We start from the raw sequence: 12,478 nt of genomic DNA, 5'->3' as shown, positions 1-12,478 counted from the left end.
TGCTTCAGCGCTCGAGCTTGGGGATGGTGGTGGCGGCGGGTTCTTCGGCCGGGACCGGGGCCGCGTCGGCCCGCAGCTCCTCGATCCGCTCGACGAGGGTGGCCACCGTGGAGGATTCGAACAGCGTCTTCATCGCCAGCCGGGCGCCGGTGGTCTTGCGGACCTGGGCGATGAGCTGGATGGCGACCAGGGAGTTGCCGCCGAGGGCGAAGAAGTCGTCGTGGACGCCGATGCGCTCGACGCCGAGGACTTCGGCCCACTGCCGGGCGATCTCCGCTTCCAGGTCGGTGCGCGGGGCGACGTAGTCGTCCTGCGCCAGCGGCGTGGCGGCTTCCACGGTCTCTTCGGTCTCCACCAGCGCCTCGGCGGTCACGCGGCGGTCGAAGAGGTCCCGCACCGGGCGGGTGCTGATCACGACCTGGCCGCCGAGACCCGGGGTCAGGGCCCGCAGGAACGCCTCGGCGCCGTCGACCGGCCGGATCCCGGCCGACGTCCCCGCTGCAGTGGGCGGCTTCGCAGCGAGGCCACCGCTGACCGCGTTCTCGTCGACCTGGCGCAGCACGAAGTCCTCGATCTCGGCCACCACACGGCCGTCGTCGGCGCACAGTGTCAGGTCGGCGGCGATCACCTGGTCACCGCCGGAATCCCGGTAGCGCAGGTGGCTGTGGAAGCTCGCCGGGAGGACGCCGTGCACGACCATCCGGCCGTAGCTTATCGGCAGGTAGGTGCCGCTGCCCCGGCCGCGGCCGAAGGCCGTCGCGATGTCGAGCAGCGCCGGGTGCAGGCCCCAGCCGGTGTCGCCGGCCGCCGCGTCCGGCGCGACGATCGACGCCAGTTCCTCGTGCTCGCCCAGGTGGTGGGTACGCAGCGCGGCCCAGCGCGGGCCGAAGGTGACCATGCTGGTCCGGCCGGTGCCGAAGCCCTTGCCGTCGTCGAGCACCTCGGTCCGGCCGCGGATCGCGCCCAAATCCACAGTGGACGTCTCCGGCGCCGGGACCCAGCCCGCGGAGCCCCGGACGTGCGTCTTGGTCACGCCCGCCACCCGGCTCGTCACGGTGAACCCGTCACCGTCGAAGGTGACGCGGTACTCCGCGACCGAACCTTCCGGGACCGAGAACGGCTCCAGGAACGCGACGTCCCGCAGTTCGACGACATGACCGTCGCCCGGCTTCGGCAGCGCCGCTTCGACGGCCGCCCGCACGGTCTCCAGGTGCCCGGTCCCGGGCACCACCGGCACGCCGGCGATCCGGTGCTCGTCGAGCAGCCAGTGCCCGGCCGCCGAGACGAGCCCGTGGACGCCGCCCGCGGAGCGTGTGCTCAGGATCGGGTGCGCGACCGGACCGTCGGCGCGCTCACGCGTCGACCGGATCAGCGACGGCGCTTCGACTTCGGCGGCCATGCCGACCTCGTCCCAGCCGCCCCAGTCGTGCGCGACGACCCGGGCCTGCCAGCCGTGGTCGCCGCGGGCGTAGGCGTCGAGGAAGTTGTTGGCGGCGCAGTAGTCGACCTGCCCGAAGTCCCCCGAAACTGAGGTGACCGACGAGCACAGCGCGACGAAGTCCATCGGCAGGTCCGAGAACGCCTCGGCCAGCGCGAGGGTGCCGCCGATCTTCGGGGCGAGCACCGACTCGGCGGCCGCCCGCTCCTTGACCTCGGCGACGCCGCCGCCGGGCAGTCCGGCCGCGTGGACGATGCCGTCGAGGCCGCCGAACTCGCGCTCGGCCAGCTCCCGGACCTCCCGCAGCCGCGCCGGGTCGGTGACGTCGGCGGCGAGCACGTGCACCACCGCGCCGGCCGCCTCCATCCGCCGGACGGCGAGCATCGCGCGCCCGAGCCGGTCGGTGCCACCCCGCGCGGCGAGGTGCGCGTCCCATTCCTCGCGCGGCGGCAAGCCGTTGCGGGACAGCAGGATGAGCTTCGCCCGGACGCGCAGCGCGAAGTCCTCGGCGAGGGTGATGCCGATCCCGCCCGTGCCGCCGGTGATCAGGTAACGGCCTTCCGGGCGCAGGACCGGCGTCTCGGCTTCGGGCAGCGTGAGCTGCGTGTGGTCCAGGACCCAGCGGCGGCCGCGGCGCAGCGCGACCTCGGCGTGGGCGTCCGCCGGCGCGGACAACTCGGCGACGACCCCGGCGGAGAGCGCCTCGACGTCGATCCGGCGCACGACCGTGCCGGGCTGCTCCAGGGGCAGCACGCGGGCGATCCCGGCGAGCGTCGCGTGTTCGGGGCGGGTCAGGTCGGTGCCGGTGACGTCGGCGGTACCGGTGCTCAGGACGTCGATCCGCAGCGGCTCGGCCCACGCCTGGACCAGGCTGAGCACGCTGAAGAAGCCACGGTCCTGGGCCGCCATCCCGGTCTCGGTGCCGCCCAGCGCCCAGGCGTGCACGACCCGCTCGGGCCGGGTGCCGAGCGCGGCGACCAGCTCGTCGTAGTCGGCGCGCTCCCCCGGCCGGACGGTGAACCCGCCGTCGACCGCGGCGAACCGCGCACCCGGGCGGACCTCCGTGACCGTGACACCCGCGTCGCGCAGCAGACCGGGCAGGACGTCGTCGTCGACGAACGCCAGGCAGGAGGTGAACGGTTCGCGCCGCACCTCCGGCCCGGCCTGCCGCCACGACGGCACGGCGAACCACTCTTCGAGCGGCAACGGCCCGCTCGGCTTCACCGGCTCGGTGACCGTGCCCGCCGGGTCGGGGTCGACCCAGTACCGCTTGCGCGCGTAGGGATAACCCGGCAGCGGCACGCGGTGTCCGGACGTCACCGCGTCCAGAACCAGGCCGTGTGTCCACAGTAGACCGGCGGCCGCGTACAGCGTCTCGACGTCGCCCTCGCGGTCGGTGCGGCCGGGCAGGCTCGGCTGCGGCGCGGGCAAGCTCTTCGGCACCTGGCCGCGGGCGAGCCCGGCCAACTGGTGGCCGGGGCCGCACTCGAGAAGCGCCCACCGCTCGCCGCCGGCGAACAGCGTCCGCACGCAGTCGCCGAAGCGGACGGCCTGGCGCAGGTGCGCGGCCCAGTAGCCGGGGTCGGTGGCCTGGGCGTCGGTGATCCAGCCGCCGGTCAGATTGGACAGGAACGGCAGCAACGGCGCCGAGCGCGGCACCGCGGCGACGGCTTCGGTGAACTCCGCCAGGATCGGGTCCATCATCGGCGAGTGGAACGCGTGCGAGGTCACCAGCTCGCGGCACTGCACGTCGCTGGACTTGAGCCACGCGGCGAAGTCGGCGACGACGTCGACCGGGCCCGCGACGACGCAGGTCCCCGGCCCGTTGACCCCGGCGACCGACAGTCCCTCGGGCAGCCGCTGGGTCACGGCCTGTTCGTCCAGCTGGATCGCCAGCATCGCGCCGGACGGCATCGACTGCATCAGCTCACCGCGCCGGACGACCAGCTTCAGCGCGTCGGCGACGGTGAACACCCCGGCCACGGTCGCGGCGACGTACTCGCCGATCGAGTGGCCGATCATCGCGCCGGGCCGGACACCCCAGCTGCGCCACAGCGTCGCCAGGGCGTACTCGACGACGAACAGCGCGGGCTGCGTGTACCGCGTCTCCCGCAGTTTCGCGTCGCCGCCGCGTTCGAGGATCAGCCCCTTCAGGCCCGCGATCCCGGCCAGCTCGCAGCACTCGTCGACGGCCGCGGCGAACACCGGCTCGCTGCGGTACAGCTCGGCGCCCATCCCCGCGTACTGGGAACCCTGGCCGGAGAACAGGAACGCGACCTTCAGCTCGCCGGCTCGGGCGGTGACCAGGCGACGCGCGTCGCGAAGGCCGTCGACGGCGTCCTCGGTGTCCCGGGCGACGACGGCCGCCCGGTGCGCGTACTCGGTGCGCCCGGCCGCGAGGGTGTGCGCGACGTCGGCGAGGTCGAGATCGATGTCCCCGGCCAGCCGGTCCGCGAGCTGTTCGACGGCAGCCGACAGCGCGTCCTCGGTGTTCGCCGAGACCCGCAGCAGGTGCGCGGGGCGTGGCAGGTGCCGGCGCTGCGGAACCGGCGCCTCTTCCAGCACGACGTGGGCGTTGGTGCCGCCGACGCCGAACGAGCTGACGCCGGCCCGGCGCGGGGCGTCGCCCGCCTCCCACTTCGTCACCGTGCGGGCCGGGTAGAACGGGCTCGCCGGGAAGTCGATGCCCGGGTTGGGCTCGTCGTAGTTGATGGTCGGCGGGATGAGCCCGTGTTCCATCGCGAGGACGGTCTTGATCAGCGCCACCACGCCGGCGGCCTGGGACAGGTGGCCGATGTTCGACTTGACCGAGCCGATCGCGCACCAGGCGGTATCCGGCACGCCGTGGCCGTACACAGTGGACAGTGAGGTGACCTCGATCGGGTCGCCCAGGGCGGTGCCGGTGCCGTGCGCCTCGACGTAACCGATGGTGCGCGGGTCGACCCCGGCCATGCCGACGGCCTGCGCAATCGCCTCGGTCTGCCCGGCGACGCTCGGCGCCGAGAAGCCGACCTTGGTGGCGCCGTCGTTGTTGATCGCGTTGCCGAGCACCACCGCGCGGATGTGGTCGCCGTCCTCGATGGCCTGCGCCAGCCGCTTGACCAGCACCACACCGACGCCGCTGCTCCACACCGTGCCGTTGGCCTCGGCGTCGAACGCGCGGACGTGCCCGTCCGGCGAGGTGAAGCCCTCGACACCCATGTAGCCGATGCCGTGCGGCATCTCCAGGTTCACGCCGCCGGCCAGCGCCATCTCGCATTCGCCGTTGCGCAGCGCCTCGCAGGCCAGGTGCACGGCGACCAGCGACGTCGAGCACGCCGTGTGCAGCGCCAGGCTCGGGCCGCGCAGGTTCAGCTTGTAGGACACCGACGTCGTCAGGTAGCTCGGCTGGTTGCCCGTGGACATCCCGATGCCGCCGTGCTGCGAGGCCATGATCCGCTCGTTGCGCAGCAGGTTCTCGATCAGGTAACCGGTCCGGCCGGACCCGCCGTAGACGCCGATCGCGCCGCGGTAGCGGGCCGGGTCGTAACCGCCGTCGGTCAGCGCCGAGTGACACGCCTCGAGGAACACCCGGTGCTGCGGGTCGGTGATCTCCGCCTCGCGGCTGGTCATGCCGAACAGCTCGGCGTCGAACTCGTCGAAGCCGTCGACCACCGTGGTGGCGTTGACCCAGCTGGGATCTTCCAGCGTTTCCGGGTCGGCGCCGCGGGCCAGCAGTTCCTCGGGCGTGGCGGGCTTGATCGACTCGACGCCGTCGACGAGGTTGCGCCAGAACTGGCGGAGGTCGCCGGCGCCGGGGACGCGGGCGGCCATCCCGACGATCGCGATCGGCTCGGCGCCGGGTTCGCCGGGGCCGGTTTCGAAGTCGTGGGTCACTGGTGGCGCTCCTGTTCGTGGCCGTTCGTGGCGGCCGGGCGGCGGGGTCTTCTGGACGGGGTGCGCCCCCGGCGGGCGGCGACCCGCTCGGCGGCGCGGGCCAGCGCGGTGTCGGGCTGGGCGCCGGCCGCCGCCTGCAGGTGAGCGGCGAGGGCGCGGACGGTGGGGTGGCTGAACAGCTCGACGACCGGGATGCGGCGGCCGAGCCGGTCGGTGACCTGGGCGTGCACCTGCATCAGGGCGAGCGAGTGGCCCCCGACGTCGAAGAAGTTGTCGGTGACGCCCACACTTTCGACGCCGAGCACGTCCCGCCAGGCCTGCGCGATCACCGCCTCGGTCGCGGCCAGCGCCGCGACGTCGGTGACGACCGGCGCGGGCGCGGGGTGCGCGCGGGTCATCGCGCCCGGCGCGGCGGTGCGCACCGAAGGCCGCGGGGTTTCGGGCAAGAGCGTCCCGACCGGCCGGTCCGGCGTCGCGGCCAGTCCGGCGAGCAGGTCCGCGTAGTCCGCGGCGAGCGCGGTCATCCGGGCGGCGTCGAACAGGTCCGGGTTGTAGAGCAGTTCGACGCCGTGGCCGAGGACGTAGACGGTCAGGTCGAACGGCGACCCCGGCTTGGCGACCGGCAGCCAGCCGGCCCGCACGCCGGGCAGCTCCAGGCGCGGCTCGGTGAAGTTCAGGACGTTCACCATCACCTGCACCAGCGGCGCCCGCGCGGGATCGCGGGTGACGCCGAGGGCGGTCACGAGCTGCTCGATCGACGCCGCCGGGTGCGCGGTCGCGGCCAGCAGCTCGGCCCCGCCGCGCCGGGCGTGCGTGGCGAAGTCCGCGTCGTCGCCGGCGCGCAACCGCACCGGCACGATGTCCACGAAGAACCCGGCGACGTCCTGGGTCTCGGGCAGCTGCCGGTCGGCGACGACGGTGGCGACGAGGTGGTCGTCGCCACCGGTGAGCCGGTGCAGCAGCTGCCCGAACGCGGCCAGCAGGACCCCGGCCTGGGTGGTTCCGGTGCGTGCGGCGAGATCGCGGACGGCGTCGGCGGCGCCGTCCGGGAACGCCTGGTGCACGCTCGCGCCGTGGTAGGTCTGCACAGCAGGGCGCGGCCGATCGCGCGGGAGGTCCACTGTGGACGGCGCCCCGGCCAGGTGTTCGGTCCACCAGGCGAGGTCGACGGCTTCGCGACGGCTGTCGCGGTCCGCGCGCCACGCCGCGTAGTCCGCATAGGACGCGGTCGGCGGCAGCGACTCCCCGGCGTAGGCCGCGGAGAGGTCGGCGCAGAGCAGGTCCTGGGACCAGCCGTCGAACACGGCGTGGTGCAGGGTGAAGGCGAGCACGTGCTCGTCCGGGCCGAGTTCGTAGAGCCGGACCCGCCACGGCGGCTCGCGGTCGAGGTGCACCGGGGTCGCCGCGTCGACGGCCAGCCGATCGGCGAGGAACGGCTCGGTCACGCTGGTCATCGGCAGCGGAATGTCCGCCACGGGAAGGCATTCGGCCTGCGGGACGCCGTCGACCGGGCGGATCCGCCAGCGCAGCACGTCGTGCCGTTCGGCCACCGCGCGCAACGCGGTGCGCAACCGGGCGAGGTCCAGGCGTCCGGACAGCCGGAAGGCCATCGCGATGTTGTACGGCGCCGCGTCCGGGGCGAGCTGGTCGAGGAACCACAGCCGCCGTTGCGGCGGCGACAGGGTGGGTGCGTGTCCGGTGGTCAGGCCCGGCCCGGTCAGCGGGACGGCCGCGGCGACCCGCCGGGCGACGCCGTCGAGGGTCCGCCCGGTCAGGACGTCCTCGGTGGCGACGTCGGCGGCCAGGTCCGCGCGCAAGGCCGCGACCAGCCGCATCGCCGTGATCGAGTCACCACCGGAGGCGAAGAAGTCGGGGCCCGCGCCGGCGCCGAGCACCTTCCGCCACACCCGCGCGACCGCCCGGGCGACCGGGGTTTCCGGTTCGCCGAGGGCGGCCGGGGCTTCGGTTTCGGCCAGCGCACGCAACGCGGGCCGGTCGATCTTGCCGGTCACCGGGTTCACCGGCAGCACGGCGAGCCGCCGGATGACGGCCGGCCGCATCGCCTCGGTGAGCCGGTCGCCCGCGTACGCCTGAACATCTTCGTCGGACGGCAGCGAGGCCGTGGGACCCGGAGCGCCCTCGTCGGAGGGCGTCGAAGCCGCTCGGGCACCGCTCGAACCGGCGACGTCCACGCCCGGCGGCAGTGAAACCACACTCACCCGGGCACCGCCCGAACCGGCGACCACTCCCTCCGGCGGCACCGGAGCCGCACTCGCTCCGACGCCGCCCGCCTCGCTCGGCGGCACCGATGCCGGCGTGAGGAACGCGACCAGCCGGGTGCCACCCGGGCCCGGGACCGCTTCCACCGCGACCGCGCCCACCTCCGGGTGCGCGGCCAGGGCCGCCTCGACCTCGCCCAGCTCGATGCGCTGACCGCGCACCTTGACCTGCCGGTCGGCGCGGCCGGCGAACTCCAGCCGGCCGTCGGGAAGCACCCACGCCCGGTCGCCGGTGCGGTAGAGCCGCTCCCCCGGCGTGAACGGGTCCGCCACGAATTTCCGCTCGGTCTGCTCCGGGCCGCCGAGGTAGCCCGCGGCGACGCCGGGGCCACCGATCAGCAGCTCGCCGACCTCACCCGGCGCGACCGGCCGCAGGTCGTCGTCGACGACGTGCGCGCGGTGGTTCGGCGTCGGCGTGCCCAGCGGCAGCGGGTCGGCCGGCAGACCGGTGACCTCGTCGGTGACCACGACGACAGTCGTCTCGGTCGGGCCGTAGGCGCTGAAGAACCGGCGTCCGGGCAGCCATCGGGCGGCGAGTTCGGCGGGCACGGGTTCTCCTCCGCACGCCACGGTCTGCCAGTCCGGCACGTCCGCCGGGTCCAGCATGGCCAGCAGGGTCGGCGTGATGAAACCCCAGTCGACGTGGTGCTCGACGACGAACCGGCGCAGCCGTTCGGGGTCGGCCCGGTCCGCCGAACCGGCCAGCTGCACCGAACCTCCGTGGGTCAAGGGCAGGAAGACGTCCATCGTGAACGCGTCGAAGCCGAGCGAGGAGATGCCGAGCGTGCGGGTGCCGGGGCCGACGCCGAGGCGGGCGGCGAAGCCGGTGACGAACGCGACGACGTTGCGGTGGGTGGTGAGCACGCCTTTCGGCCGCCCGGTCGACCCGGACGTGTAGAGCACGTGGGCGGTGCTGTCCGGGGTGGCCGGGCAGACGCCGGGCTCGCCGGGCGGCGGGACGTCGAGGGCCTCGATCCCGTCCACCGCACCGAATTCCGCGACCGCGGCGTCGCCGATCACGAGCTTCACCTCGGCGTCGGCGGCGATCCCGGCCAGTCGCGCCCGCGGCCCGCCGGGGTCCAGCGGCACGTAACAGCCGCCGGACAACAGGACACCGAGGACGGTGGCGATCAGCGCGGGACGCCGGTGGGCGCACACGCCGACCCGGGTTTCGACACCCGCGCCTCGTTCGCGCAGCAGCGCCGCGACGCCCCAGGCGGCGGCGACCAGCTCAGCGTAGGTGAGCCGCTCGGCGCCCTGCCGCACGGCGAGCGCGTCCGGCGTCCGGCGTGCCTGGTCCAGGACCAGTCCGGCCACGGTGGTGTCCGGATAGGACAGTGGCGGGCCGTGCGTGCCCGCGACGGGCAGCGTGTCGGTCACGGTGAACTCCCCAGGTCGGTCTGCTGCCCGGGGCCGCGGTGGCGGCCGGGCCGGTGCTGGTCACAGGTGGTCACCCGGGACCGGCGGGTCGATCCAGAATCTGCTGCGCTGGAAGGGGTAGCCGGGCAACGGCACCCGGCCCGGCTCGGCGCCGTCGTGCCGCGCGGCCCAGTCGACGTCGCCACCGCGCACCCAGCGGGTGGCCAGTTCGCCGGCCGCACCGGGGGGCCCGGCGACGTCCGTGCCGCCGGCCAGCAAGACGTCGAGGGCGTCGACGGCCTCCGCGGCGGTCGACGCGACCACGGCGGCACGGGCCGCGAACTCCCGGCGTCCGACCGCGAGGGTGTAGGCGACGTCGGCCAGGGGCGGCGGGTCGTCGGCGAGCCGGTCACGCAGCCGGGAAAGCGCTTCGCGCAACGCTTCCGGGTCCCGCGCGGACACCGGCAGCACGTACGGACCGTCGGCGGTGACCCGCGGCCCGGTGGCCGGGGCCTCTTCGACGACGACGTGGACGTTGGTGCCGCCCATCCCGAACGAGCTGACCCCGGCCACCCGGCGTTCCGCGTCCGGCCAGTCGGCGGCCTTCACCGGGACGTAGCAGGGGCCGCCGGCCAGGTCGACCTCCGGGTGCGGCGCGGTGAAGTGCAGGTTGGGCGGGATCACGCCGTGGCGGACGGACAGCACGGTCTTGATCAGCCCGGCCACACCGGCGGCGGCGTCGAGGTGCCCGATGTTCGTCTTGACCGAGCCGAGCGCGCAGGTGCCCGGAGGCAGGTCGCCGTACACCCGGTTCAGGGCCGCGACCTCGATCGCGTCGCCCAGGGGCGTACCGCTGCCGTGGGCCTCGATCAGCCGCACCTCGGCCGGGTCGACCCCGGCGACGGCCAGCGCCTCGGCGACGGCGGCGGCCTGCCCGGCCGGCCCCGGCACGGCGTACCCGGCGCGGTCGGGCCCGTCGTTGGTCATCGCCCAGCCGGGCAGGACGGCGTGGATGTGGTCGTGGTCGGCGAGCGCGTCGGACAGCCGCCGCAACACGACGACCCCGGCACCGGAGCCGAATCCGGCGCCTTCGGCCGCGACGTCGAAGGCGCGGCACCGGCCGTCCGGTGAGGCGAGACCACCGCTGCGGTACCGCGGCCAGGTGACGCTCACGCCCCCGGCGAGCGCCAGGTCACAGCGGTATTCGGCGAGGCTCTGCGCCGCGAGCCCGACCGCGGCGAGCGAGCTGGAGCAGGCGCTTTGGACGGCGATCGCGGGCCCGGTCAGGCCGAGCCGGTAGGCGACCTGGCCGGGCAGGTGGTCGGTGAGCTGGCGGCCGAGCAGCCGGCCCTCCCAGTCGTCCGGGTCGACGTCGCCGGTCACGGCCGGGTTCCCGAACAGGTGGAACAGGAAGTAGCGGTTCACCCCGGCGGAGGTGAAGACGCCGACCGGGCCGGTTTCCCGCGCCGGGTCGCGGCCCGCGTCCTCCAGGGCCCGCCACGCCGTCTCCAGGAAGAGGCGGTGCTGCGGGTCGGTGCGGGCGGCCTCGTCGGCGGTGAACCCGAAGAACTCCGCGTCGAAGTCCTCGACGCCGTCCAGCCGCCCGCCGGCGCGGACGTGCGCCGGGTCGGCGCGCAGGCCGGGCCCGATGCCGAGCGCGGCGAGCTCGTCGTCGGTGTGGTCGTGGATCGCGTCGACCCCGGCGCACAGGTTCCACCAGAACGCCGGTGCGTCCGGGGCGCCCGGGAAGCGGCAAGCCAGGCCGACGACGGCGATCAGGTCGCTGCCGTCCACGTCCGACGGCGGCTCGGCGCCCCGCGGACGGTCCGAAGTGGACTCGTCGAGGTACGCCGCCTGGGCCGCGACGGTGGGGTGTTCCAGCAGGCCGAGCAGCGGGACGTCCGTGTCGAACTCCGCGGCGAGCCGCTGCTGGACCCGCCCCAGCAGCAGGGAATGCCCGCCGACGTCGAAGAACGCGTCCGAGGTGCCGAAGTTCGCGTGGCCGAGTACTTCGTGCCAGATCGCGTGGACCTGCTGTTCGGCCTCGGACAGCGGCGCGATTCCGGCCGGCGCGCAGGGCCGCGGCGCCGGAAGTGCTTCTTCGTCGAGCTTGCCGGTGACGGTCAGCGGGAACGCCGCCACGACGATCACCGCGGCGGGCACGGCATACCCGGGCAGGACCTCGGTGAGCCCGGTGCGCAGCGCCACCGGGTCCGGCCCGGCGTCCGGAGCAGGGACGACGTAGGCCAGGAGCTCGCCGTCGCGGACGATGGCCCGCGCTTCGGCCACCTCGGCGTGCTCCGCGAGCTTCGCCTCGATCTCGGTCAGCTCGACGCGGAAGCCGCGTACCTTGACCTGCCGGTCCAGCCGGCCCAGGCAGACCAGGTTCCCGTCCGGCAGGACCTCGCCGAGGTCGCCGGTGCGGTAGGTGCGGAGCCCGGCCGCGGTCGTGCCGAACGCCGGGCTCGGCCGGTCGAGGTAGCCCTCGGCCAGGAACTCGCTCCGGACCTCCAGCTCACCACCGTCCAGGACGGTCAGCTCGTAACCTGGGAGCGCGGTCCCGATCGGCAGCGGGCCGGTGGCGTCCGGGTCGACGTCGGCGCTGGTCAGGCGGTGGTGCGCGGCGAAGGTCACCTCGGTCGCGCCGTAGCCGTTGACGAACACGCAGCCGTCGGCGAACCGGCCGCGGCGGACGTCGGCGTAGGTGGCGGGCTCGCCGCCCAGGAGCACGGTCCGCACCGACGGCAGCGCGCCGTCGAAGCTGTCCAGCAGGTAGCGGTAGACCGTCGGCGTCGAGTGGTAGACGGTCACCTCGTGCCGCGCCAGCTCCCGCGCGGCGTGCGCGACCCCGTGGACGCGCAGGTCCACCGGCACCACGGCGGCGCCGGTCAGCAGCGCGGGGTACAGGTCCGGGATCGCGGCGTCGAAGCCGAAGGAGGCCAGCAGGCTCAGCCGGTCCGCCGCGGTGACGCCGAGGCTCGCGATCTGGTTGTCCACCACGTGCAGCAGGTTGCGGTGGGTCTGCGCGAAGGCCTTGGGCGTGCCGGTGGAGCCCGACGTGAACAGCACGTAGGCCGTCGTGTCCGGGTCCGGGTCGGGGACCGGCAGCGGCGCGGTCTCCGGCCCGGTCCGGACGACGCGAGCGGACCCGTTGTCGCACAAGGCTTCCGCGAGCTCCACGTGCTCGGCGTCGGCCAGCACGGCCGACACACGGGCGGCGCCGACCTGGTGCTCGAGCCGGTCGCGCGGGAACGTCGGGTCCAGCGGGACGTACGCGCACCCGGCGGCGAGCGTGCCCAGGATCGCGGCGATCGCCCGCGTGCCGTGCCCCGTGACGAGACCGACCCGGTCGCCGGGCCGGACGCCCGCGTCGAGCAGCCGCGCGGCGTGCCCGCCGGCGAGCCCCGCCAGCCGGGCGTAGCTCACCACCGCGTCGTGCTCGACGACGGCGATCCGGTCGGGCGACTGCCGGGCGATTCCTTCGAAGCGTCTGATGCAGCCGGCTTGCGTCATCGCTCGAGGAGCG

3 protein-coding genes are annotated in these 12,478 nt (G+C 74.7%); all 3 read right to left on the bottom strand.

Going from position 1 to position 12,478, the window contains the following annotated elements:
- Window positions 1–4: 4 nt before the first annotated feature.
- The 3 genes from OG494_RS11185 to OG494_RS11175 are packed head-to-tail and all read right to left on the bottom strand — an operon-like array spanning window position 5 to window position 12,465.
- Window positions 5–5,314 (bottom strand): type I polyketide synthase, encoded by a 5,310-nt coding sequence (locus OG494_RS11185; protein ID WP_328454615.1) that lies wholly within the window; start codon window positions 5,312–5,314, stop codon window positions 5–7.
- Window positions 5,311–8,973 (bottom strand): amino acid adenylation domain-containing protein, encoded by a 3,663-nt coding sequence (locus OG494_RS11180; protein ID WP_328454613.1) that lies wholly within the window; start codon window positions 8,971–8,973, stop codon window positions 5,311–5,313. The genes OG494_RS11185 and OG494_RS11180 overlap by 4 nt, the downstream gene beginning before the upstream one ends.
- Window positions 8,974–9,033: 60 nt before the next feature.
- Window positions 9,034–12,465, bottom strand: coding sequence for an AMP-binding protein (locus tag OG494_RS11175; protein ID WP_328454611.1), 3,432 nt, complete (start codon window positions 12,463–12,465; stop codon window positions 9,034–9,036).
- Between the last annotated feature and the right edge of the window lie 13 nt (window positions 12,466–12,478).

Origin of the sequence: Amycolatopsis sp. NBC_00438, from assembly GCF_036026695.1 — a bacterium.
GTDB lineage: Bacteria > Actinomycetota > Actinomycetes > Mycobacteriales > Pseudonocardiaceae > Amycolatopsis.
This window is presented reverse-complemented; position numbering and strand designations above follow the sequence as displayed.

What these genes read in the sequence shown, in the direction of transcription:
- OG494_RS11175 (WP_328454611.1), bottom strand. Translation starts at nt 12,465, where the DNA reads ATGACGCAAGCCGGCTGCATCAGACGCTTCGAAGGAATCGCCCGGCAG.